Below are 23,589 nucleotides of genomic sequence, written 5' to 3'. Positions count from 1 at the left end.
CCTCTGAAGACGTTTACAACACTACAAAAGAAAAATGCCGTTCAGCCTTAACTGAACGGCATTAGCGCCGAGGCGCTGCCTTTCTTGTTGCTGCTTGTTTCTAAAATCAGCGACCGCGCGAACGCAATCTCTGAATTGCCGCCAACTGCGCGATGGCCGAGGCCAGTTCGGCTTGCGCTTTCGCGTAGTCGATCTGGGCGTCCTGCGACTGCATCAGCTCTTCGGCGGCCTGCTTGGCCGCCTGTGCTTTTGCTTCGTCGAGGTCGCCACCGCGGATCGCGGTGTCGGCCAGGACCGTCACGCCGTTCGGCTGCACTTCCAGAATGCCACCGGCGACGAAGACGAACTCCTCGTTGCCAGCGGTCGTCTGGATGCGCACGGCACCCGGGCGGATGCGCGTGATCAGCGGGGTGTGCTTCGGGTAGATACCCAGCTCACCCGCTTCACCAGGCAGCGCGACGAAGGTGGCTTCACCCGAAAAAATCTGGGATTCGGCCGAGACCACGTCAACGTGAAATGTGTTTGCCATGTGTGTCCTTCAGTTGAAGAGCCGACTTAGGCAGCCAGTTTCTTGGCTTTTTCGACCGCTTCTTCGATGGTGCCGACCATGTAGAACGCCTGTTCCGGCAGGTGGTCCAGTTCGCCCGATGCGATCATTTTAAAACCTTTGATCGTGTCTTTCAGCGAAACGTACTTGCCTGGGGCGCCCGTAAACACTTCAGCGACGTGGAATGGCTGCGACAGGAAACGCTGCATTTTACGAGCACGTGCGACCAGCAGCTTGTCTTCCGGCGCCAGTTCGTCCATGCCGAGAATGGCGATAATGTCGCGCAGTTCCTTGTAGCGCTGCAGGGTGCCCTGGACGGCGCGCGCGGTGTCGTAGTGTTCCTGGCCGACGACGAGCGGGTCCAGCTGGCGCGAGGTCGAGTCGAGCGGGTCGACCGCAGGGTAGATACCCAGCGAGGCGATGTCACGCGACAGAACGACGGTCGAATCCAGGTGGGCGAAGGTGGTGGCAGGCGACGGGTCGGTCAAGTCATCCGCAGGGACGTAGACGGCCTGGATCGAGGTGATCGAACCGGTCTTGGTCGAGGTGATGCGCTCTTGCAGGCGGCCCATCTCTTCGGCCAGGGTAGGCTGATAACCCACCGCCGACGGCATACGGCCCAGCAGTGCCGAAACTTCGGTACCGGCCAGGGTGAAGCGGTAGATGTTGTCGACGAAGAACAGAACGTCTTTGCCTTCGTCACGGAAGGCTTCGGCCATGGTCAGGCCGGTCAGCGCGACGCGCAGGCGGTTGCCTGGTGGTTCGTTCATCTGGCCGTAGACCATCGCGACCTTCGAGTTTTCAGGCGTTTCCAGGTCGACGACCTTGGCGTCCGCCATCTCGTGGTAGAAGTCGTTACCTTCGCGGGTACGCTCACCGACGCCGGCGAACACGGACAGGCCCGAGTGCGCTTTGGCGATGTTGTTGATCAGTTCCATCATGTTGACGGTTTTACCCACGCCGGCGCCGCCGAACAGGCCGACCTTACCGCCCTTGGCGAACGGGCAGACCAGGTCGATGACCTTGATGCCGGTTTCCAGCAGGTCGGTCGATGGCGACAGGTCGTCGTACTGCGGTGCGGTACGGTGGATCGATGCCATGCGTTCGTGCGAGACCGGACCGCATTCGTCGATCGGGTTGCCCAGCACGTCCATGATGCGGCCCAGGGTCGCGGTGCCGACCGGCACCATGATCGGGTTGCCGGTGTTCTGGATCATCATGCCGCGACGCAGACCTTCGGAGCTGCCCAGCGCAATGGTACGGACAATGCCGTCGCCCAGCTGCTGTTGAACTTCCAGGGTCAGCTCGGAGCCTGCCATTTTCAGTGCGTCGAAAACTTTCGGCATGGCGTTACGCGGGAATTCCACGTCAACCACTGCGCCGATACACTGAACGATTTTGCCATCAGCCATGTTCGTTCCTTCAGATATAGTTAAATTCGTTTTTTAGACCGCGGCCGCGCCGGCGACGATCTCGGAGAGTTCTTTGGTAATCGCTGCCTGGCGGGTCTTGTTATAGACCAGCTTCAGTTCGCCGATGACGCTGCCCGCGTTGTCGCTGGCCGCCTTCATCGCGACCATGCGCGCCGACTGCTCGGACGCCAGGTTTTCCGCGACGGCCTGGTACACCAGGGCCTCGACATAACGCACCAGCAGTTCGTCGATCACGACTTGCGCTTCCGGTTCGTAGATGTAATCCCACGAGATCGCGCCCTTTTCCGCTTCCAGGTGTTTCGCTGGCAACGGGAGCAGCTGTTCGATCACCGGCTCCTGCTTCATCGTGTTGATGAACTTGGTATAGCTCAGGTAGACGGCGTCCAGCTGGCCATCCTGGTATGCGTCGAGCATGACCTTGATCGGGCCGATCAGCTTGTCCAGGTGCGGGGTGTCGCCGATTTGCGTCGCGTGCGACACCAGCTTGACGCCGACGCGGTTCAGGAAACTGAGGCCCTTGTTGCCGATGGCAACTGCCTCGATGCGGTTGCCCGCCGCTTCCAGTTCGCGCGACTTGGTCGTCACCTGGCGCAGGATGTTGGTGTTCATGCCGCCGCACAGACCCTTGTCGGTCGTGACGACGATGAAGCCGACAGCTTTTGCCTGCACGTGCTTGGCTTGCGCCATGAAGACGTGCGTGTACTCCGGGTTTGCGCCGGCCAGATTGGCGGTGATGGTCCGAACTTTTTCACTGTAGGGACGGGCGGCGCGCATGCGGTCCTGCGCCTTGCGCATTTTCGATGCGGCGACCATTTCCATCGCCTTGGTGATCTTCTTCGTATTCTCTACGCTCTTGATCTTGCCACGAATCTCTTTGCCTACTGCCATGAGTCCTTACTCCTTCCGGTCACCGGCAGCGCGCCCTTGCAAGCGCGCGCCGGATTCTTCATACATTAAAATGCGCCGGACTTTTTGAAATCAGCAATGGCGGCGGCGAGTGCTGCTTCGGCGTCCTTGTCCAGTTGCTTGGTTTCTTCGATCTTCGACAGGAGCGCAGCCTGCTTGGTCTTCAGGTAGCCGTGCAGGCCACTTTCGAACGCCAGCACGCGCTTGACTTCGATGTCGTCGAAGTAGCCCTTGTTGACGGCAAACAGCGATGCGGCCATCAGCGAGATCGGCAGCGGCGAGTATTGCGGCTGCTTGAGCAGCTCGGTCACGCGCGCGCCACGGTCCAGCTGCTTGCGGGTCGATTCGTCCAGGTCCGATGCGAACTGCGCGAAGGCAGCCAGTTCACGGTACTGCGCCAGGTCGGTACGGATACCGCCCGACAGGTTTTTGATGACCTTGGTCTGGGCGGCGCCACCGACGCGCGAGACCGAAATACCGGCGTTAATCGCAGGACGGATACCGGCGTTGAACAGCGAGGTCTCCAGGAAGATCTGGCCGTCGGTAATCGAAATCACGTTGGTCGGCACGAAGGCGGAAACGTCGCCCGCTTGCGTCTCGATGATCGGCAGTGCGGTCAGCGAGCCGGTTTTACCCGTGACTTCGCCGTTGGTGAAGTTCGACACGTAGTCGGCGTTCACGCGTGCCGCGCGTTCCAGCAGGCGGCTGTGCAGGTAGAACACGTCGCCTGGATACGCTTCGCGGCCTGGTGGACGGCGCAGCAGCAGCGAGATCTGGCGGTAAGCGACGGCTTGCTTCGACAGGTCGTCGTACACGATCAGCGCATCTTGACCGCGGTCGCGGAAGTATTCGCCCATCGCGCAGCCCGAGTAGGCGGCGATGTATTGCATGGCGGCCGATTCGGATGCCGACGCGGCGACGACGATCGTGTATTCCATCGCGCCGTGCTGCTCGAGCGAGCGCACGATGTTTTTAATCGTCGACGCTTTCTGGCCGATCGCGACGTACACGCAGGTCATGTTCTGACCTTTTTGATTGATGATCGCGTCGACTGCAACCGCCGATTTACCGGTCTGGCGGTCGCCGATGATCAGCTCGCGCTGGCCACGGCCGATCGGCACCATCGCGTCGATCGACTTCAGGCCGGTCTGCATTGGCTGCGAGACCGATTCGCGGGCGATGACGCCTGGCGCGATCTTTTCGATCGGGGCGGTCAGCGTGGTGGCGATCGGACCCTTGCCGTCGATCGGCTGGCCCAGGGCGTTGACCACACGGCCACGCAGTTCCGGACCGATCGGCACTTCCAGGATGCGGCCGGTCGTCTTGACGGTGTCGCCTTCCGAGATGTGCTCGTACGCACCCAGGATGACCGAACCGACCGAGTCGCGCTCGAGGTTCATCGCCAGGCCGAAGGTGTTGCCGGGGAATTCCAGCATCTCGCCCTGCATCACGTCCGACAGACCGTGAATACGGCAGATACCGTCGGCGACGGAGATCACCGTGCCTTGATTGCGAACGTCAGCCGAACCTTCGAGGCCCTGGATGCGGCTCTTGATCAGTTCGCTGATTTCAGATGAATTAAGTTGCATGAGTGCTAACTCCTAATAGTTTCTTGATGCGTAGGGCAAGGACGTGAGATGCCGGCGATGGTGCAAAGTTCGATTTAGGCAGTCAGCGCAACATGCATCTGTTGCAGCTTGGCGCGGACCGAGGTATCGAGCACTTCATCGCCGACCACCACGCGCACACCACCGATCAGCGACGGGTCGACGCTCACCGTTGGGTTGAGCTTGCGGCCGAATTTCTTTTCCAGCGTACCGACCAGCTGCGCGGTCTGCGCATCGGTCAGGTCAAAGGCGCTGAAGATGGTCGCGTCGGCAGCACCTGCCTGGGCGTTCTTCAGTTCCTGGAACTGCGCGCCGATTTCCGGCAGCAGGCTAATACGACCGTTTTCGGCCAGCATCGCCAGGAAGTTCTGCGCCTCTACCGTCATCGGCGCCTTGACCAGCGAGGCCAGGGTGGCGACCAGGTCGGTGGCGCTCAGTTTCGGATTGGCGGCAAACGCCTGCACATCAGGGTTGGCGCCGACTTGTGCCAGTTGCGACACCAGTTCGGACCAGGCTGCCATGTCGCCTTGTTGGGCGACACGGAACAGCGCTTCGGCGTAGGGACGGGCGACGGTTGCGAGTTCGGCCATGATTACAGCTCGGTCGACAGTTGCGACAGCAGGGCGGCGTGCGCTTCTGCGTTCACTTCACGCTTGAGGATCTGCTCGGCGCCTTGCACTGCCAGCGCAGCGACCTGGCCACGCAGTTCTTCGCGCGCGCGCGTCACTTGCTGCTCGGCGTCGGCCTTTGCGTTGGCAACGATGCGGGCGGCTTCTTCGGCGGCGGTCTTCTTGGCTTCGTCGATGATCAGCGCGGCGCGCTTTTCGGCATCGGCGATACGCTTCTGGCCTTCGTCACGGGCACCGGCCAGTTCGGCCTGCACGCGCTTTTCGGCGGCTGCCAGGTCGGCCTTGCCGCGGTCGGCGGCGGCCAGCCCGTTGGCGATCTTCTCGGCGCGCTCGTCGAGCGCTTTCATCAGCGGTGGCCAGACGAACTTCATCGTGAACATCGCCAGGATGAAGAAGACTGCGAACTGGGCAAACAGGGTTGCGTTGAGGTTCACGGTATTTTCCTTCTCACAAAAACGGATGCCGAACCGCGATGGTTCGGCCCTTCAAAACCTGAGATGCGTCGTCTTAGACTGGGACGAACGGGTTCGCGAATGCGAACAGCATGGCGATACCGACGCCGATCAGGAATGCCGCGTCGATCAGACCGGCCAGCAGGAACATCTTGGTCTGCAGGGTGTTCATCAGTTCTGGCTGACGTGCAGAAGCTTCGAGGTATTTACCGCCCATGATAGCGATACCGATACAAGCACCGATAGCACCCAGGCCGATGATCAAACCGCAAGCCAGTGCAACAAAAGAAAGGTCAGTCATGATTACTCCAAAAAGTGAATTTAAAAAAAGCTGGATTAAAAACTACTACTTCGTTACTACTACGATTCTGTTCGATGCTTCTGCGCCGATCAGTGGCCTTCGTGGGCCTGACCGAGGTACACCAGCGTCAGCATCATGAAGATGAATGCCTGCAGGAAGACGATCAGGATGTGGAAGATTGCCCAGATCGAGCCGGCCAGCACCTGACCGGCGAAACCGAAGACGGTAGCGGTCGAGCCAAGCAAAGCGATCAAGAGGAACAACAGCTCGCCGGCAAACATGTTGCCGAACAGTCGCATACCGAGCGACACCATTTTTGCTGCGTATTCGATGATGTTCAGCAGCAGGTTGAACGGCGCCATATAGATGCCGAACGGAGCTGCGAACAATTCGTGGAGCCAGCCGCCGAAGCCCTTGATCTTGATGCCGTAGTACAGCATCAATACCAGCACGCCGAGCGAAATACCGATGGTGCCGTTCAGGTCGGCGGTTGGCACGACGCGGTGGTACGGGAACAGATGTTCGACGCCGAACCAGCCGAAGGCGGCCGAGAACAGGTCGACCGGCAGGAAGTCCAGCGAGTTCATCAGGGCGACCCAGACGAACACGGTCAGCGCGGCCGGCGCGATGAAGCTGCGGTCGCCATGGACGATGGCCTTGGCCTGGTTATCCACCATTTCGACCAGGATTTCGACGGCTGCCTGGAAGCGGCCCGGCACACCGGCCGTCGCTTTGCGGGCTGCGGACCACATGATCAGGCAACCGAGCACGCCCATGGCGATCGACCAGAACACGGTATCGAGATTGATCACGGAAAAATCGACCGGACCGTTCTGATGACTCGTCGACAGGTGGCCCAGGTGGTGCTTGATGTACTCTGATGCGGTGGGCGCGTGGTGTGCTGCGCCTTCTACGGTTGTCGTCATATCAGTGCCTAAATAATAAGAATATGTAACTTTTCAGCGCCACGACGAACCCGGCGAGAAGCGCCAGCCAGTTCAGGTCGTGGTACAGCGTGGCGGTCATCCATAGCAGGGCAACCGTCAGTGCAATCTTTATAAATTCCCAGATGAAAAACGTTGCGGGATTTGCCCCGCCCGCTTTCTGCGCGCTGGCGAATAGCCGCACCGCCATGATGCCGTTGGGCACGACACAACAGATTCCGCCGAGTACCGCCGAAAACATCGCAGGCCATCCCCCCAACAGTGCGGCAACGAGGCCGACGACTGCTGTCGCGATCAATTGCAGGGAGACCAGGCGCAACATTTTTATTCTTTCGCCTTGGCCATTTGAAACGAGTTACGGTGTGGTAATTACATGAATCAGCGGGATTATATGTTCGTTAGTGCATCTGAGTCAAACGATTCCCGTTGTGCCAAACCATTTCCCACAGGCGCAAAATGGCACCGGAATATTGCTCGAAACGGGGGTTTTCGCAGTAGTTCGCGTCAGGAAATACAGATGTGGAAGCAGAAATGCGAGCCGTTGCTGTGACTGCTACCGTAGTTTTGCGGTAGCGCGCTGCGGCATCCTGTGGTAACGCGAAAATCAGTTTATTGATTGGTTGCAGTGCCGATTGGTCTCTCGCTTGAACGCACCAGTTTGGTGCTCCGAGCTTGCACACACATCATCCACTCGCTTCGCACAAGCTTGCGCACATGTTTATCCACAATATACAGAGCAGGTCCGTAGGGTGGGCATGCCCACCATGCATGCCTGCATGGCGCAACACCCGTTTCGGCCACGCCGATTGCTCACCGGATTGTCCCCTTAGCTTTATCCCCAGCCCCTCCACCGCTTTTCCACCGGCTTGCCCACACCTCCATACACGCCTGCGTACACGCTTATCGACAAGCTTATCCACAGGCGTACGCCGCAGAAGTTGAACAAACTACGCCCGCAGTCGCGCCAACACCCCTTCCAGAATATCCAGGTCGGCGAAATCGATGATCATCTGCCCCCTGCCTTTCGGCCCCATCTTGAACGCGACCGGCGTCGCCAGCTTGTCCGACAGTTCTTCTTCCAGGCGCACGATGTCTCCCGACTTTTCTTTCAGGCGCGGCTGGGTGGCGGAGCTGGTCTGTTCTTCGAGCGCGCGCGCCACCAGCTTTTCGGTGTCGCGCACCGACAGCCGTTTCGCCACCACGTGGCTGGCCAGCGCAATCTGGCTGGCGTTGTCAACTGACAACAGCGCACGGGCATGGCCCATGTCGATGTCGCCCGCCATCAGCATGGTTTGCACAGGTTGCGCCAGGTTCACCAGGCGCAGCAAGTTCGACACGGCGCTGCGCGAGCGGCCGACGGCATGCGCCGCCTGCTCGTGGGTAAAATCGAAGTCCGAGATCAGGCGCGCGATGCCCTGCGCTTCTTCCAGCGGATTGAGGTCTTCGCGCTGGATGTTCTCGATCAGGGCCATGGCCGCCGCGGCCTGGTCGTCGACGTCGCGCACCAGTACCGGGATTTCGTCGAGTCCGGCCAGCTGCGCCGCGCGGAAGCGCCGTTCGCCGGCGATGATCTCGTAGCGCCCGCCGTCTATGGGACGAACCAGCACCGGCTGCATGATGCCCTGGGTTTTGATGGAGGCGGCCAGGTCGCCAAGGGCGCCCTCGTCCATGCGGGTGCGCGGCTGGTACTTGCCGGCCTGGAGCTGGGCGATCGGCAGCGCGGAGGGTGCCCCCACCGGTGCGGGTGCGTCGTCCATGTCCCCGCCCAGCAGCGCATCGAGGCCGCGGCCGAGGCCCTTGAGTTTTTTCGTCGCCATGGTTGTTTTATGTATCCCTTACATTGTCTTGATGCGCTCGACCATTTCGGCCCCGAACGCGATGTACGCCTGCGCGCCCTTCGAGGACGGATCGAAGCTCACGCCCGGCACGCCGTACGACGGCGCTTCGGCCAGGCGCACATTCCTCGGGATGATCGTCTTGAAGACCTTGCCGCCGAAGTGCTGCTCGAGCTGGGCCGAGACTTGCTGCGACAGGGTCATGCGCGGATCGAACATCACGCGCAGCAGCCCGATGATCTTCAGATCCGTGTTCAGGTTCGCATGCACCTTCTTGATCGTGTTGACCAGGTCGGACAAGCCCTCGAGGGCGTAGTACTCGCACTGCATCGGGATGATCACGCCATGCGCGGCGCACAGGCCGTTCAGGGTCAGCATCGACAGGGCGGGCGGGCAGTCGACCAAAATAAAATCGTAGTCGCCATCGACCTTGGCCAGGGCGTGCTTCAGCCTGCGCTCGCGGCTGTCGAGTTCCACCATCTCGACTTCGGCGCCGGCCAGCTCTCGGTTCGCGGGCAGCACGTCGAAGCGCCCTGCTTCCGAACGCTGGCGCGCCTCGGTCACTTCCGCTTCACCGAGCAGCACGTGGTATGTCGATGCGGCCAGGCTGGCCTTGTTGATGCCGGCGCCCATGGTCGCATTGCCCTGCGGGTCGAGGTCGACCAGCAGCACGCGCTGTTCCAGCTTGGCCAGTCCCGCCGCCAGGTTGACGCTGGTGGTGGTCTTACCGACGCCACCCTTTTGGTTTGCCACACAAAATATTTTTGCCATCTGTTCTTTCCAGACACGACTATACGGTTTATACCGATCATTCTCAATAAACCATTACATTGGTTTATATGGAATAAACGGCATAAACCATTTATATCGTTAATTTGTTTACGCTGCGTTTCCGCTCTGCTTTTCGATCTGCTTTTCGATCTGCTTTTCGATCTGCTTTTCGATGCGCTTCTCGATGAAAACCAGGTGCCGCTCCGCTTCCAGTTTCGCCACCCTGATCGGCCGTAGTTCCTTGATTTTCCACGCCGCCGGCAGCCGCTCCTGTTCCTCGGCCGGCGCCGTGCCTTTCAGGGCGATGAATTGCCCGCCCTCGGCCAGCAGGTGCCTGGACCAGTTGACGAAATCCGACAGGTCGGCAAACGCGCGCGAAGTGATGACGTCGAACGGCCCCGCCTGCAGATCCTGCACCTTCATCGTGTACACGGTGACGTTGGATAAGCCCAGCTCGGCTTTCACCTGCGTCAAAAACGCGGTTTTCTTGTGCACGGTGTCGATCAGCGACACTTTAATGTCCGGCCGGGCGATTGCCAGTACGATGCCGGGCAAGCCGCCCCCTGCCCCGACGTCGAGCACGTTTTTCGCCTCGGCGAACGCCGGCACCGCGGCCAGCGAATCGAGCACGTGGTGGGTCACCATTTGCAGTGGATCGCGCAGCGACGTCAGGTTATAGACGCCGTTCCACTTGGCCATCAGGGCCAGGTAATCCATTAATTGTTCGCGCTGAGCCGCCCACAGGGGCAAATCCATCTCGTCGATGCCGTCGCTCAGCACCGTCATCAATTTTTCGCGGTCAAAACCCCTCACTGTGCTGCCTCCTCGTTGGTCGCTGCGGTTGCCGTGAAACCTTTTGCGCCGCGTTTTTTCAGGTGCACCAGCAGCAGAGAGATCGCCGCCGGCGTCACACCGGAGATGCGCGATGCCTGTCCAAGCGTTTCCGGACGCTGTTTATCGAGCTTCTGGCGCACCTCGAAGGAGAGCGCGGCGATGTCCAGGTAATCCAGGTTTTCCGGCAATTTCAGGTTCTCGTAGTGGTCGTGGCGCTCGACTTCTTTCGCCTGGCGGTCGATGTAGCCGGCGTATTTCAGCTGGATTTCGACCTGTTCCTTCACTGCCGGATCGGCCACGCCAGGGCCGGCCAGCGGCTGGCCTTCAACCCCGGTCATCGTCATCAGGGTCGTGTATTCGACGCCCGGACGGCGCAGCAAATCGGCCAGGTTGTACTCGCGTTCCAGCGCCTGGCCGACGACGCGCTCGGATTCGGCGGCGCCCAGGATGCGCGGATTGACCCAGGTCGAACGCAGGCGTTCCAGCTCGCGCGCCACCGCTTCGCGTTTGGTCTCGAAGGCCGCCCACTGGGCATCGCCGACCACGCCCAGCTTGCGGCCCATGTCGGTGAGGCGCATGTCGGCATTGTCTTCGCGCAGAGAGAGGCGATATTCCGCGCGGCTGGTGAACATGCGGTAGGGTTCGGCCACGCCTTGCGTGGTCAAATCGTCGACCAGCACACCGAGATAGGCTTCCGAGCGGCCCGGCGTCCAGGCGTCTTCCCCTTTGGTTTGCAGGGCGGCGTTCATACCGGCGAGCAGTCCTTGGGCGGCTGCTTCTTCGTAGCCGGTGGTACCGTTGATCTGGCCGGCAAAGAACAGGCCATGGATCGCCTTCGTTTCCAGCGACGATTTGAGGCCGCGCGGGTCGAAATAATCGTATTCGATGGCATAGCCAGGACGCAAAATGAAGGCGTTTTCCATGCCTTTCATGGAGCGCACCAGGGCGATCTGCACGTCGAACGGCAGGCTGGTCGAGATACCGTTCGGGTAGATTTCGTGCGTCGTCAGCCCCTCCGGCTCGAGGAAGATCTGGTGCGATTCCTTGGAGGCGAAGCGGTGGATCTTGTCTTCGATCGACGGGCAATAGCGTGGGCCGACGCCCTCGATCACGCCGGTATACATCGGGCTGCGATCGAGGCCGTTGCGGATGATGTCGTGGGTCTGCGCATTCGTGTGCGTGACCCAGCACGGCACCTGCCGCGGGTGCATGGCGGCATTGCCCATCACGGAAAACACGGGCACCGGATCGAGGTCGCCGGGCTGCTCGGCCAGCACCGAATAATCGATGCTGCGGCCATCGATGCGCGGCGGCGTCCCGGTTTTCAGGCGTCCCTGCGGCAGTTTCAGTTCTTTTAAACGACTCGACAAGGCGACCGCAGCCGGGTCGCCGGCGCGGCCGGCGGTATGGTTTTGCAGGCCGACGTGGATTTTACCGTCCAGGAAAGTGCCGGCGGTCAGCACCACGGCACGGGCGCGGAACTGCAAGCCGATCTGGGTGACGGCGCCGACCACGCGGTCGCCTTCGACCAGCAGGTCGTCAACCGCCTGCTGGAACAGCCACAGGTTTGGCTGGTTTTCCAGGCGCGAACGGATCGCAGCCTTGTACAGGATGCGGTCGGCCTGGGCGCGGGTGGCACGCACCGCCGGTCCCTTGGATGAGTTCAGGATGCGGAACTGGATGCCGGCTTCATCGGTGGCGATTGCCATCGCGCCGCCGAGGGCGTCGACTTCTTTCACCAAATGGCCTTTGCCGATGCCGCCAATCGATGGATTGCAAGACATCTGGCCCAGGGTTTCGATATTGTGGGTGAGGAGCAGGGTCTTCTGCCCCATGCGTGCGGACGCGAGTGCGGCCTCGGTACCGGCATGGCCGCCACCGACGACGATCACGTCGAATTCAGTTGGAAATAGCATGATGGGAAGGTGTGAGGCGAGGAGTCTAATGCGCGATTATAGGAGCTTTTGCGTTCTCAAACGCAGCGCGGCCAAAATTGGCGCTGGTTTTGTTTCACGTGGAACACAGGCGCGAGTGTTTAATGCGATGTTTCACGTGAAACAATGGGGCTGTTTGTACCGTCTTCAAGCAATAAAAAAGCCGGACGGCTCACACCTGTCCGGCTTTGTTCCACGTGAAACAATCTAAGAGCCTATCCCAGTACGCCAGAGTCGCTGCGAGCGCGCCTGGCAAGCGGGTGCTGCGTTGCTCGTCGGTTGCATGGCCCGCCATGCGCCCTCCTCGCGCCTTGCCCGCGCTCGCCATGCATCGCTCGCCGCGTCCCCCGGCCTACTGGAATAGGCGCTAACTCGCCAGCCGCACGATCGCGTCAAACCCGGTCTTGACGATCAGGGTCGACACCACCACCAGGAACAGTTTACGGACAAAGGCACTGCCGTGCTTGATGGCGAGGCGGGTACCGACCAGTGAGCCGCCGACCTGGCATACGGCCATCAGCAAGCCAAGTTGCCACAGCAAGTGGCCGCTGTATCCGAACCACAGCAGCGCCGACAGGTTGCAGGCCACGTTCACGATCTTGGCGGCCGCCGACGCGCTGAGGAAATCGAAACCGAAGAAGCGCACGAACAGGAAGATCAAAAAGCTGCCGGTGCCGGGACCGAAGAAGCCATCATAAAATCCGATCGCCGCGCCGATGCCCACCGCCCACCAGCGCTCTGCAGCACCGCTGTGCAGCGGCGCATGGGTCGCACCCAGGTCTTTCTTGCGGAAGGTGTAGAACGCCACCGCCAGCAAGATAAAGGGAAGCAGGCTGCGCACGAAATCGCCGGGCACGCGCGTTATGGTCCAGGCGCCGACAAACGAAAGTGCGAAAGCGGCGACTGCCGCCGGCGCCGCTGCGCTCCAGGCGACGCGCACCCGGCGCGCATAATTCACGGCCGCGGCGCCGGTGCCGCAAATGCTGGCCAGTTTATTCGTCCCGAGCAAAGTAGCCGGCAACTCTTTCGGCAAGAAAGAGAAAATCGCCGGTACCTGGATCAAGCCACCGCCCCCGACCACCGCGTCCACCAGACCCGCCAAAAAGGCGGCGCCGCCGAGCCAAACAACATCCATGATGCACTGCTTTCGCTTCCATTCAAAGAGGCGAAATTGTACGGTAACGCAGCAATTCCCTGCCCGTCCATTGCGCATTTTCTGGTGTAAGCTGATTGTTCACTCGACTCGGGACGACTCAAGATGACCATCAGCGCCTTTGCCTTCAACACCGTTGCCAGCATCGTTTCAGAACCAGGCGCCGCCGCCCGCCTCGGCCAGATCGTCGCCGAACGGTTTACGGGAACCCGCCGCGTGCTGCTCGTGACCGACGCCGGCTTCCTGCGCACCGGATTGCTCGAACCGGCACGCGCCAGCCTGGCGCAACAGGGTTTTACGGTGAACGTGTTTTCGGATGTCGTGGCCGACCCGCCCGAATACATCGTCGACAGTGCGGTCGGCGCCGCCCGCGCCATGGAAGCGGACCTCGTCATCGGCTTTGGCGGCGGCAGTTCGATGGACGTCGCCAAGCTGGTGGCGGTACTGGCCAACAGCAGCCAGACGCTGCCCCAGATCTATGGCATCGGCAATGTCGCCGGTAGTCGCCTGCCGCTGGTGCAAGTGCCGACCACCGCGGGCACCGGTTCCGAAGTCACGAACATCGCCATCGTCACCACCGGAGAGACGACCAAGATGGGCGTGGTCGCACCGCAGCTGTATGCGGACCTGGCCCTGCTCGATGCGACCCTGACACTGGGCTTGCCGCCGCTGGTCACCGCCGCCACCGGCATCGATGCGATGGTGCATGCGATCGAGGCCTATACCAGCAAGCACAAAAAGAACCCGCTGTCGGACAATCTGGCGCGCGAAGCGCTGCGCCTGCTGTCGCGCAACCTGCTGGTGGCGGTCGAGGATGGCGCCAACCTGGAAGCGCGGCAGACCATGCTGCTCGGCGCCTGCCTCGCCGGCCAGGCGTTTTCGAATGCACCGGTCGCCGCCGTGCACGCCCTCGCCTACCCGATCGGCGGCATTTTTCACGTGCCGCACGGGCTGTCGAATTCGCTGGTCTTGCCGCACGTGTTGCGTTTCAACGCCTCACATGCGGCGCCGCTGTATGCGGAACTGGCCGACATCGTGGTGCCGGGCTGCAGCGGTAGCGCGGAACAGCGCACCGAAGCGTTGATCGGGGCGATGCAAGACATCGCCCGACGCACCGGGATCCAGACGCGGCTGCAGGAAATGGGTATCGCTGAAGCAGACCTCGACCGGCTGGCGGAGGACGCCATGCTGCAGACGCGCCTGCTGGGGAACAATCCGCGCGAACTTACGCGTGCCGATGCACGCGCGATCTACGCCGCGGCTTTGTAATTCAGAGCGGGGATGCAGGCGCGGCGGACTGCGGCGCCCCTGCAAAGAAATCGAGTAATAGGGCGTTGACCTGGTCGGGCGCCGTGACTTGCAACCAGTGGTCGGCGCCGTCGATACGTTCGTACCTGAAACCGCCGGCCACATAGCGCGCCGACGCGCGCATCTGCGTTTCGCCCAGCGCCGGGTCGTTGCTGCTCCAGACGCCCATCACCGGCACTTGCACCGGTTCATCCTGGCTAAGCAGTCCAAGCCCGCGCGGCACGTTGGCCCGGTAATAATTCAATGCCGCCGTCATCCGTGACGCATCCCGAAAACTGCGCTTCCAGTGCCCCACTTGGGCACGGTCTTTGGTGAACCGGCTCATCAGATAAAAATCGCCGGCCATCAGCGAGCGTTCCGCCAGCCCCGGTACCAGGAACCACATCATGTAGCTCGAGCGAAGGGCTTGCAGGATGCCGGCGCGGGCGAACGCTGCGGGGTGGCCAACCGACAGCGCCGCGAATTGTTCGATACGCTCCGGCGCGCGCATGCACAGCAGCCAGCCGACCACCGCGCCCCAGTCGTGGCCGACGATGCGCGCACGCGGAATGGCGAGCGCGTCGAGCATGGCGAGCACGTCGGCGCACACGTGCTTCAGGCGGTACGCATCGATCGCCAGCGGCGCGTCGCTGCCGCCATAGCCGCGCAGGTCGGGCGCCAGCACCCGGTAACCGGCTGCCACCAGCGGTGCGACCTGCTTGCGCCAGACAACGTGGGTGTCAGGAAAACCGTGCAGCAGCACCACCGCCGGTCCCTGCCCCACGCTTTGCACGTGCAGGCGCAAGCCATTTACCATCAGCTGCAGCGATTCCTGCCTCATGCCGTTTCCCGTTCCGCCGTGGCGGCGCGCGCCGCCGGCGCCGGCTTCTTGCGCCCCATGCGTTCGAACAAGGCGCCAATTTCTCCGACGATACCGCGGCGGAACAGCAGCACGCAGACGATGAAGATCAGGCCGGTGACCATGCCGACCGACTCGCCCAGGCTCGAGAACCACCCAATCCCGGTGCCCTCGGCCAGGAAGTTGCCGACCTCGCCCAGCTTGTTTTCCAGCGCCACGATGATGAAGGCGCCGATGATCGGCCCGGCCATTGTCCCCATGCCGCCGACCAGGGTCATCAGCACCACCAGGCCCGACATGGTCCAGTGGACATCGGTCAGGGTTTCGAAGCCGAGCACCAGGGTCTTGGTGGACCCGGCCAGGCCGGTCAGGGCGGCGGACAGTACGAACGCCAGCAGCTTGTATTTGTCGGCGTCATACCCGAGCGAGATCGCGCGCGGTTCGTTTTCCTTGATCGCCTTTAGCACTTGCCCGAAGGGCGAGTGCACGGTGCGCACGATCAGCGCGAAGCCGGCCACGACAATGGCGAGCACGACGTAGTACAGCGTCAAGTCATTGCCCAGGTCGATCACGCCAAACAGTGTTCCACGTGGAACACCCTGCAAGCCGTCTTCGCCGTGCGTAAACGGGCTGCGCAGCGCGGCGAAATACACCATCTGCGCCAGCGCCAGCGTGATCATCGAAAAGTAAATGCCCTGGCGGCGGATGGCGAGCGAACCGATGACCAGTCCCAGCACGGCGCTGGCGCCGACACCGGCCAGGATGCCGAGCTCGGTCGGCAAGCCGACCGTGGTCAGCAGGTAGCCGGTGACGTAGCCGGCGCTGCCGAAAAAGGCGGCGTGGCCGAACGACAGCAGTCCGGTAAAACCGATCAGCAAATTGAAGGCGCAGGCGAACAGCGCGAAGCAGAGCAGCTTCATCAGGAAGACCGGATAGCCAAAATAAGGCGCGGCCAGGGCGACGATGAATGCCAGCGTATATAAAACTTTCTTGTTCATCGCTTATTTCTCCTTACCGAACAGACCAGCCGGGCGCAGCAGCAGCACGATGACCATGACCACGAACACGACGACCTCGGACCCTTCCGGATAGAAGACGCGTGTCAGCCCCTCGATCACGCCCAGCAGCAGGCCGGTGATGATCGACCCGAGGATCGAGCCCATGCCGCCAATCACGACCACGGCGAAGACGACGATGATCAGGTTCGAGCCCATCAGCGGCGTAACGTTGATCACCGGCGCCGCCAGCACCCCGGCCAGGCCAGCCAGCGCTACGCCGAAACCGTAGGTGAGTGTCACCATGCGCGGCACGTTGATACCGAAGGCTTCGACCAGTTTCGGGTTTTCGGTACCGGCGCGCAGGTAGGCGCCGAGTCTCGTTTTTTCGATCACGAACCAGGTGCCGAGGCAGACGACCAGGGAGGCGACCACCACCCAGGCGCGGTAATTCGGCAGCATCATGAAGCCGAGGTCGGTGGCGCCGGTCAGCGCTTCCGGCACGTCCAGGGTCTGGCCGGAGACGCCGAAGAAGGAGCGGAACACGCCTTCCAATAACAGCGTGATGCCGAAGGTCAGCAGCAGGCCATACAGATGGTCGAGTTTATACAGCCAGCGCAACATCGTCTTTTCGACGGCAATGCCGAAGGCGCCGACCACCAAGGGCGCCAGCACCAGCATCATCCAGTAGTTCAAGCCATATGAGGTGACGCCGATGTAGGCGATGAACGCCCCCATCATGTACAGCGCACCGTGCGAGAAATTGATGACGTTCAGCAGACCGAAAATGACGGCCAGGCCGAGCGAGAGCATCGCGTAGAAGGAACCATTCACTAAGCCCAGCAGCAGCTGGCTCATCATGGCTTGGAGGGGGACGCCGAAAATTTCCATAGGTACCCAAAGCAAAAGTCAGGATAGCGGGATGGCGGCCAGCCGGGCGGTCGGACCGGCCAAAGGTTGGACTAACAAGACCTAGAAGTCAGGCCTGCGAACACTGATTGAACGCGTGGGCGGGAGACCCGCCCACCTTACGTTGGCTCGCGGAATGTTTGCTTTATTCGGAGGGACGTAAGGTGGGCGGGTTCCCCGCCCACGCGTTCAACGCACGCCTGCATAACCGCAGGCGCGAAACCATTCAAATCACTTCCACGCCGCACACTTGGTCTCGGCCTTGGTCGTATACGCCTGCGCACCCGGGATGGTGGCGACCAGCTTGTAGTAATCCCATGGGTACTTCGATTCGTTCGGCGCTTTCACTTGCATCAGGTACATGTCGTGCACCATGCGGCCATCCGGACGGATCTCGCCGTTCTTGGCGAACATGTCGTTGATCTTGGTCGCGCGCAGCTTGGCCATTACCTTGGTCGCATCGTCGGTACCGATCGCTTTCACCGCGTTCAGGTAATTGGTCGTCGCCGAATAATCGGCCGCCTGCAGCATCGACGGCTCTTTCTTCATCTTGGCGAAATATCGCTTCGACCAGGCGCGGGTGTCGGCGTTCATATCCCAGTACCAGCCGTCGGTCAGATACATGCCCTGGGTCGCATTCAAGCCCAGCGTGTGGACATCGTTAATAAACACCAGCAAGCCGGCGATCTTCATGTTCTTGGTCAGCCCGAATTCCTTGGCCGCCTTGATCGAGTTGATCGTGTCGCCGCCGGCATTGGCGAGACCCAGCACCTGCGCCTTGGACGATTGCGCCTGCAGCAGGAACGATGAAAAGTCCGACGCCGACAGCGGGTGCTTGACGCTGCCCAGCACCTGGCCACCGTTGGCCTTCAATACCTCGGTGGTGTCCTTTTCCAGCGACTGGCCGAAGGCATAGTCGGCGGTCATGAAATACCAGCTCTTGCCGCCCTGTTTGACGACTGCCGAACCGGTGCCGCGCGCCAGCGCCACGGTGTCGTAGGCGTAGTGCACGGTGTAGGGGGAACACTGTTCGTTGGTCAGCTGGGCGGTGCCGGCGCCGATCGCAATAAACACTTTCTTTTTCTCAGCCGCGACCTTGGCCATGGCCAGGCTGGCGCCGGAATTGGTGCCGCCGATCAGCATGTCGACGCCTTGCTGGTCGAACCATTCGCGTGCCTTGGAGGCGGCGATGTCCGGTTTGTTCTGGTGGTCGGCGACCATGAACTGGACCTTCTTGCCGTTGATGGCGCCGCCGAGGTCGGCAATCGCCATGCGCACGGCTTCGGCGCCGCCGTTGCCGTCGACGTCGGAATAGACGCCGGACAGGTCCGTGATGAGGCCAATTTTAATCGTGTCGTCGCTGATCTGGGCCTGGGCGGGCGCCATGAAACCGGCCAGTGTAGCAAATGCGGCGGCGCTGGCGGCGAGGGCAAGGGCGGTACGTTTCATTGTGGTGTCTCCGTTGTTGTGATTGGTGATGGGCTTACTAAACGCCGAGCAGTTCGGTCAGGACCGGCATCCTCGCCTCGAGATCGTGCGCCTCGATGGTTTCGACGATTTGCCCGTGCTCGACGACATGAAAACGGTCGGCCAGCGGCGCGGCAAACCGGAAATTCTGCTCGACCATGACGATGGTGTAGCCCTTGGCTTTGAGCATGGTGATCATGCGCGCCAGGCCTTGCACGATGACCGGGGCCAGCCCCTCGGAAATTTCATCGAGCAGCAGCAGGCGCGCACCGGTGCGCAGGATGCGCGCCACCGCCAGCATCTGCTGCTCGCCGCCCGACAGGCGCGTGCCCTGGCTATGGCGCCGCTCTTTCAAATTCGGGAACATCTCGTAGATGTCGTCGATCGACATCGCCGTCCCGCCCTCCTTTAAAGCCGGCGGCAACAGCAGGTTTTCTTCGGTCGACAGCGACGAAAAAATCCCGCGCTCTTCCGGGCAATAGCCGACGCCGAGGTGGGCGATACGGTGGGTCGGCAAGCCGATCGCCTCGACGCCGTTGATGCGGATCGAACCGGTACGGCGTCCGGTCAGCCCCATGATGGCGCGCAGCGTGGTGGTGCGGCCGGCGCCATTCCGGCCGAGCAAGGTCACGACTTCGCCGGGGGCGACCGCCAGGCTGATGCCGTGCAGGATGTGCGATTCGCCGTACCAGGCTTGCAGATCGCGGATTTCCAGTGCCGCCGCGTTTTGTAGCCCGGCCGTCCGTGGCCCGCTCATGCGTGCCCCGCTTCGAGTTCGCCGTCGGCGGTGCCCATATAGGCTTGCATCACCTGCGGGTTTTTCGATACTTCGGCATAGCTTCCCTCGGCCAGCATGGCGCCGCGCTGGAGGACGGAGATGCGGTCGCAGATGCCGGAGACCACGTTCATATTGTGTTCGACCATCAAAATCGTGCGTCCTTGTGACACTTTTTTAATCAGGGCCGTGACGCGGTGCACGTCTTCGTGGCCCATGCCCTGGGTTGGCTCGTCGAGCAGCATAAGTTCCGGCTCCATCGCCAAGGTCGTCGCGATCTCGAGCGCGCGCTTGCGGCCATACGGCAAGTCGGCGGTGACGGTGTCGGCGAAGCTGCTCAAATCGACTTCGTCGAGCAGCGCCATGGCGCGCGCGTCGAGCGCGGACAGGGAACCTTCGCTGCGCCAGAAATGAAAACTGGTGCCCAACTCGCGCTGCAGTCCTATCCGTACGTTTTGCAGTACGGTCAGATGGGGAAAGACGGCGGAAATCTGAAAGGAGCGGATGATGCCGCGGCGCGCGATTTGCGCCGGTTTGTCGCGGGTGATATCGCGCCCGTTGAACAGGATCTGCCCCGATGTCGGCACCAGGAATTTAGTGAGCAGATTAAAACAGGTGGTTTTGCCGGCGCCGTTGGGGCCGATTAAAGCGTGGATGTGACCGCGCTGGACGCGCAGGTTGACATCATTAACTGCGGTAAATCCCTTGAACTCTTTGGTCAAGTTCTTCGTTTCAAGAATGACGTCTGCCATTGTGTCTCCAGTGCGTGAATACAATCTGCCGCGGGACTACTTGGCAAATATGTCACAGATCGGTTGTTTACACAATACAACGTCTTTCTGTGCAGCCGTGCACAACGGGGCCGCTGGCGCAGACCGATTGTGCACGTTTACACAGGCAGTATTAGTTTAGTTTGCCGTGGCGGCAATCAGCGCCGCCGCTTTTTCGGCAATCATCAGCGTGGGCGAATTCGTATTGCCGGAAGTAATAAACGGCATGATCGAGGCATCAACCACACGCAGCCGCCCTACTCCGCGCACGCGCAATTGACTGTCGACCACGGCGAGCGGATCGTCCGATTTGCCCATCTTGCAGGTGCCGACCGGATGAAAAATCGTGGTGCCGATCTGGCCGGCGGCTGTCGCCAGTTCTTCTTCGGTGTTATACAGCGGGCCCGGCTTGAATTCCTGCGGCTGATAGCGCGCCAGCGCAGGTGCGGCGACGATCCGCCGCGTCAATGCCAGCGCCGCCGCCGCGGTACGGCGGTCCTCCGCGGTACTGAGGTAGTTCGGCGTGATTTTCGGGGGCGCATAACTGTCGTGCGTTGCCAGGCGTACATGCCCACGCGCGGTCGGGCGCAGGTTGCAGACGCTGGCGGTGAACGCAGGGAAACCGTGCAATGGGTCGCCAAATTTTTCCAGAGACAAGGGTTGCACGTGGTATTGCAGGTCCGGTGTCGCCTGCTGCGGACTGGAATGGGCAAACGCGCCCAGCTGCGACGGCGCCATCGACATCGGCCCGCTGCGCGTCAACGCATACTCGAGCCCGATCTTGAACTTGCCGAACCAGCTCGCCGCACTCGTGTTCAGGGTTTTGACGCCCTGCACTTTATAGACCATGCGCAGTTGCAGGTGATCCTGCAGGTTGTCGCCGACGCCGGGCAGGTCGACCAGCGGCGCGACGCCGTGGCGGTGCAGGTGGCCCGCATCGCCGATGCCCGACAGTTGCAGGATGTGGGGAGAGCCGATCGACCCGGCAGCCAATAAAGTTTCGCGCTGGGCGGTGGCACTGAAGGCGCGGCCGCCGCCGGTAAACTGCACGCCGCAGCAAGCGGTGCCGGAGTCCGTCGTTTCCAGCAGCAGGCGTTCGACGTGGCAGCCGGTCATGATGGTGAGATTCGGCCGCTGCGCCGCCGGTTTCAGGAATGCCTTCGCCGTGTTCAGGCGGATGCCGCGGCGCTGGTTGACTTCGAAATACGAGGAACCGGCATTGTCGCCGGTATTGAAATCGTCGACCTTGGCGATACCGACTTCGGCGGCGGCGTCGCGGAAGGCATCCAGGATTTTCCAGGACAGTCTCTGCTTTTCGACGCGCCATTCGCCGCCCGCGCCGTGTACCTCGCTGGCGCCCAGGTAGTGGTCTTCGCTTTTTTTGAACAACGGCAGCACTTGCTCCCAGCGCCAGGAATCGTCGCCGCACGCTTCGGCCCAGCGCGCATAATCCTGCTTCTGGCCGCGCATGTAGATCATGCCATTGATCGACGAACTGCCGCCCAGCACTTTACCGCGAGGATAAATCAGGGCGCGCCCGCCAAGGCCGGGATCGGGTTCCGTATTGAACAGCCAGTCGGTGCGCGGATTGCCGATGCAATGCAGGTAGCCGACGGGAATGTGGATCCACAGGTAATCGTCGCGCGCGCCGGCTTCGATCAGCAGGACGTTGACGTGCTTGTTGTGCGTCAGGCGGTTGGCAAGAACGCAGCCCGCGGTGCCGGCGCCAACGATGATGTAGTCGTATTCTCCAGCCGATTCCACGCGCACTCCTCAGGGTGACTGTTTGGATGCCTACTCGGATGCCAACTTATTTGCCAACTCATCTGCCAGCAACTTCACCAGGTCTGCCGCCGGCATCGGCCGCGCCCGTTTGAATTCGGTGCCGGCCCACATCGACATCAATTCGGTATCGCCGCTTTTTGCCGCTGCGGCGCGGATCGGACCGGTCAAGGCATTCTGGACCGGGTACGGCGGCACCATCGGCTCGGCCGTTTCCATGATGCGCATGAAACGGTTCTCGATACCGCGCGCGTAACGTCCGGAAAAACTGCGCGTCAGCCGCGTCTGCCCTTCCCCGCTCAACAGCCGCGCTTTATACGCGGGATGCAGCGCCGCTTCGTCGGTGACCAGGAAGGCGGTGCCCATCTGCACCGCGCGCGCACCCAGCGCCAGCGCCCGTCGGATGTCTGCGCCGGTCATGATGCCGCCAGCGGCAATCACGGGGATGTTGACGGCCGCCACCACCGCCGGCCACAGTTCCTCAGCCCCCAGCGTGGCTTCTTCCTGGCGTCCAATAAACGTGCCGCGGTGTCCGCCCGCCTCGATGCCGGACGCTACCACGGCGTCGGCGCCGACCGCTTCCCAGGCCAGCGCCTCGGCGACCGTGGTGACGGTGCCGATCACGCGGATGCCGGCGCCGTGCAGGCGTTCGACTTGCACGCTTTCCAGGATGCCGAAGGTAAAACTGACGGCCGGCGGACGCAGGGCGATCAAGGTTTCGAACTGCGCCTCGAAATCCTCGCACCACTGTTTCGGTAATGGCAGGCTGTCCCAGCCGAGGCTTTCCCAGACCGGGCGCAGCAATTCAACGGCCTTCGATACTTCAGCTTCGCCCGGCGCCGGCTTGCCCTGCACGAAAAAATTCAGCATGAAGGGAGAACGCGTCAGGCTGCGGATTTGCGCCACCTGCTGCGCGATGGCTTGCGGGCTGAGCAGCGAACACGGCAAGGCGCCGAGTGCACCGGCATTCGACACGGCGGCGACCAGTTGCGGCGTGCAAGCGCCGCCCGCCATCGGGCCCTGGATGACCGGTATCTGGAACAAGCCGTCGATGCCCATGTCCGCCTCCGTTGTCGATGTCGTTTTCAATGCGGTTTCATTTCATTTCAGTTCACTAAGGCAAGCTTACCAGATCGTAAACTTCGCGCCAGTACCCCCGCGCTGCCTCATCTGTGGATAAGCTTCTTGATATCCACAGGAACCGATTGTGCAAAAACGCCGATTTCTGTGCGCGCAAAAATCTTGTCCAGATTTGTCATCGCGGCGATACAGACGCCATCACAGGCTTGTACAGCGCGTAAACCGATGATTTCTCGGCTGTTAACAGGCTTATCCACAGAAAATGCCACTTGTTAACACTACTACTACCGTTGTATACCTATCTTGGTTGTAAACCTGA

At 61.5% G+C, this 23,589-nt stretch carries 23 protein-coding genes; 1 reads left to right on the top strand and 22 read right to left on the bottom strand.

The window, feature by feature from the left end:
- Positions 1 to 106: 106 nt before the first annotated feature.
- From IFT60_RS18065 to IFT60_RS18000, 14 genes are all read right to left on the bottom strand, one after another.
- Positions 107 to 529 (bottom strand): F0F1 ATP synthase subunit epsilon, encoded by a 423-nt coding sequence (locus tag IFT60_RS18065; RefSeq protein ID WP_192054091.1) that lies wholly within the window; start codon positions 527 to 529, stop codon positions 107 to 109.
- A gap of 26 nt (positions 530 to 555) precedes the next feature.
- Positions 556 to 1,959: a F0F1 ATP synthase subunit beta gene (gene atpD / locus IFT60_RS18060; protein WP_192054089.1), complete on the bottom strand. Its 1,404-nt coding sequence runs from the start codon at positions 1,957 to 1,959 to the stop codon at positions 556 to 558.
- Positions 1,960 to 1,992: 33 nt separating this feature from the next.
- Positions 1,993 to 2,868, bottom strand: coding sequence for a F0F1 ATP synthase subunit gamma (gene atpG, locus IFT60_RS18055; RefSeq protein WP_192054086.1), 876 nt, complete (start codon positions 2,866 to 2,868; stop codon positions 1,993 to 1,995).
- Positions 2,869 to 2,933: 65 nt separating this feature from the next.
- Positions 2,934 to 4,475 (bottom strand): F0F1 ATP synthase subunit alpha, encoded by a 1,542-nt coding sequence (gene atpA / locus IFT60_RS18050; RefSeq protein ID WP_192054084.1) that lies wholly within the window; start codon positions 4,473 to 4,475, stop codon positions 2,934 to 2,936.
- Positions 4,476 to 4,549: 74 nt separating this feature from the next.
- Positions 4,550 to 5,083, bottom strand: coding sequence for a F0F1 ATP synthase subunit delta (locus IFT60_RS18045; protein ID WP_192054082.1), 534 nt, complete (start codon positions 5,081 to 5,083; stop codon positions 4,550 to 4,552).
- A 2-nt stretch (positions 5,084 to 5,085) separates the two neighbouring features.
- On the bottom strand, positions 5,086 to 5,556 hold the full coding sequence (locus tag IFT60_RS18040; protein ID WP_192054080.1) for a F0F1 ATP synthase subunit B: 471 nt from the start codon (positions 5,554 to 5,556) through the stop codon (positions 5,086 to 5,088).
- Positions 5,557 to 5,629: 73 nt separating this feature from the next.
- Positions 5,630 to 5,875, bottom strand: a complete 246-nt coding sequence (atpE, locus tag IFT60_RS18035) for a F0F1 ATP synthase subunit C (protein ID WP_183554857.1) — start codon at positions 5,873 to 5,875, stop codon at positions 5,630 to 5,632.
- An 89-nt stretch (positions 5,876 to 5,964) separates the two neighbouring features.
- Entirely contained in the window at positions 5,965 to 6,801 is an 837-nt protein-coding gene (gene atpB, locus IFT60_RS18030) for a F0F1 ATP synthase subunit A (protein ID WP_192054078.1), read from the bottom strand.
- 1 nt (position 6,802) lies between these two features.
- On the bottom strand, positions 6,803 to 7,141 hold the full coding sequence (locus IFT60_RS18025; RefSeq protein WP_192054076.1) for an ATP synthase subunit I: 339 nt from the start codon (positions 7,139 to 7,141) through the stop codon (positions 6,803 to 6,805).
- 625 nt (positions 7,142 to 7,766) lie between these two features.
- Positions 7,767 to 8,636 carry a ParB/RepB/Spo0J family partition protein gene (locus IFT60_RS18020; protein ID WP_192054074.1) on the bottom strand — a complete coding sequence of 290 codons (870 nt, stop codon included), beginning with the start codon at positions 8,634 to 8,636 and terminating at the stop codon, positions 7,767 to 7,769.
- Between the two features lie 18 nt (positions 8,637 to 8,654).
- The gene (locus tag IFT60_RS18015; protein WP_192054072.1) at positions 8,655 to 9,425 is read right to left on the bottom strand and encodes a ParA family protein; all 771 of its coding nucleotides are present in this window, start codon (positions 9,423 to 9,425) and stop codon (positions 8,655 to 8,657) included.
- A 108-nt stretch (positions 9,426 to 9,533) separates the two neighbouring features.
- On the bottom strand, positions 9,534 to 10,238 hold the full coding sequence (gene rsmG, locus IFT60_RS18010) for a 16S rRNA (guanine(527)-N(7))-methyltransferase RsmG (RefSeq protein ID WP_192054070.1): 705 nt from the start codon (positions 10,236 to 10,238) through the stop codon (positions 9,534 to 9,536).
- Positions 10,235 to 12,175 carry a tRNA uridine-5-carboxymethylaminomethyl(34) synthesis enzyme MnmG gene (gene mnmG / locus IFT60_RS18005; protein ID WP_192054068.1) on the bottom strand — a complete coding sequence of 647 codons (1,941 nt, stop codon included), beginning with the start codon at positions 12,173 to 12,175 and terminating at the stop codon, positions 10,235 to 10,237. Before mnmG ends, rsmG begins: the two co-directional genes overlap by 4 nt.
- A 385-nt stretch (positions 12,176 to 12,560) precedes the next feature.
- Positions 12,561 to 13,328, bottom strand: coding sequence for a sulfite exporter TauE/SafE family protein (locus IFT60_RS18000; RefSeq protein ID WP_197986381.1), 768 nt, complete (start codon positions 13,326 to 13,328; stop codon positions 12,561 to 12,563).
- A 129-nt stretch (positions 13,329 to 13,457) separates the two neighbouring features.
- Between IFT60_RS18000 and IFT60_RS17995 the strand changes: the two genes are divergently transcribed.
- Positions 13,458 to 14,615 (top strand): iron-containing alcohol dehydrogenase, encoded by a 1,158-nt coding sequence (locus tag IFT60_RS17995; protein WP_374001155.1) that lies wholly within the window; start codon positions 13,458 to 13,460, stop codon positions 14,613 to 14,615.
- A gap of 1 nt (position 14,616) precedes the next feature.
- On the opposite strand, the gene IFT60_RS17990 is transcribed toward IFT60_RS17995, so the two are convergent.
- From IFT60_RS17990 to IFT60_RS17955, 8 genes are all read right to left on the bottom strand, one after another.
- Positions 14,617 to 15,474 (bottom strand): alpha/beta fold hydrolase, encoded by an 858-nt coding sequence (locus IFT60_RS17990; protein WP_192054064.1) that lies wholly within the window; start codon positions 15,472 to 15,474, stop codon positions 14,617 to 14,619.
- Positions 15,471 to 16,490, bottom strand: coding sequence for a branched-chain amino acid ABC transporter permease (locus IFT60_RS17985; RefSeq protein ID WP_192054062.1), 1,020 nt, complete (start codon positions 16,488 to 16,490; stop codon positions 15,471 to 15,473). The genes IFT60_RS17990 and IFT60_RS17985 overlap by 4 nt, the downstream gene beginning before the upstream one ends.
- Before the next feature lie 3 nt (positions 16,491 to 16,493).
- The gene (locus tag IFT60_RS17980; RefSeq protein ID WP_192054059.1) at positions 16,494 to 17,378 is read right to left on the bottom strand and encodes a branched-chain amino acid ABC transporter permease; all 885 of its coding nucleotides are present in this window, start codon (positions 17,376 to 17,378) and stop codon (positions 16,494 to 16,496) included.
- Between the two features lie 249 nt (positions 17,379 to 17,627).
- On the bottom strand, positions 17,628 to 18,845 hold the full coding sequence (locus IFT60_RS17975; protein ID WP_192054057.1) for an ABC transporter substrate-binding protein: 1,218 nt from the start codon (positions 18,843 to 18,845) through the stop codon (positions 17,628 to 17,630).
- 37 nt (positions 18,846 to 18,882) lie between these two features.
- Entirely contained in the window at positions 18,883 to 19,620 is a 738-nt protein-coding gene (locus IFT60_RS17970) for an ABC transporter ATP-binding protein (RefSeq protein ID WP_192054055.1), read from the bottom strand.
- Complete coding sequence (locus IFT60_RS17965) at positions 19,617 to 20,390, bottom strand: ABC transporter ATP-binding protein (RefSeq protein ID WP_192054053.1); 774 nt, start codon at positions 20,388 to 20,390, stop codon at positions 19,617 to 19,619. The genes IFT60_RS17970 and IFT60_RS17965 overlap by 4 nt, the downstream gene beginning before the upstream one ends.
- Before the next feature lie 156 nt (positions 20,391 to 20,546).
- Positions 20,547 to 22,172 (bottom strand): GMC family oxidoreductase, encoded by a 1,626-nt coding sequence (locus IFT60_RS17960; RefSeq protein WP_192054050.1) that lies wholly within the window; start codon positions 22,170 to 22,172, stop codon positions 20,547 to 20,549.
- A 30-nt stretch (positions 22,173 to 22,202) separates the two neighbouring features.
- Complete coding sequence (locus IFT60_RS17955; protein ID WP_192054107.1) at positions 22,203 to 23,249, bottom strand: NAD(P)H-dependent flavin oxidoreductase; 1,047 nt, start codon at positions 23,247 to 23,249, stop codon at positions 22,203 to 22,205.
- Between the last annotated feature and the right edge of the window lie 340 nt (positions 23,250 to 23,589).

Origin of the sequence: Massilia sp. CFBP 13721 (assembly GCF_014842025.1) — a bacterium.
Taxonomy (GTDB): Bacteria; Pseudomonadota; Gammaproteobacteria; order Burkholderiales; family Burkholderiaceae_D; genus Telluria.
The sequence above is the reverse complement of the archived record's forward strand: the minus strand, read 5'-3'. Positions and strand labels throughout refer to the sequence as shown.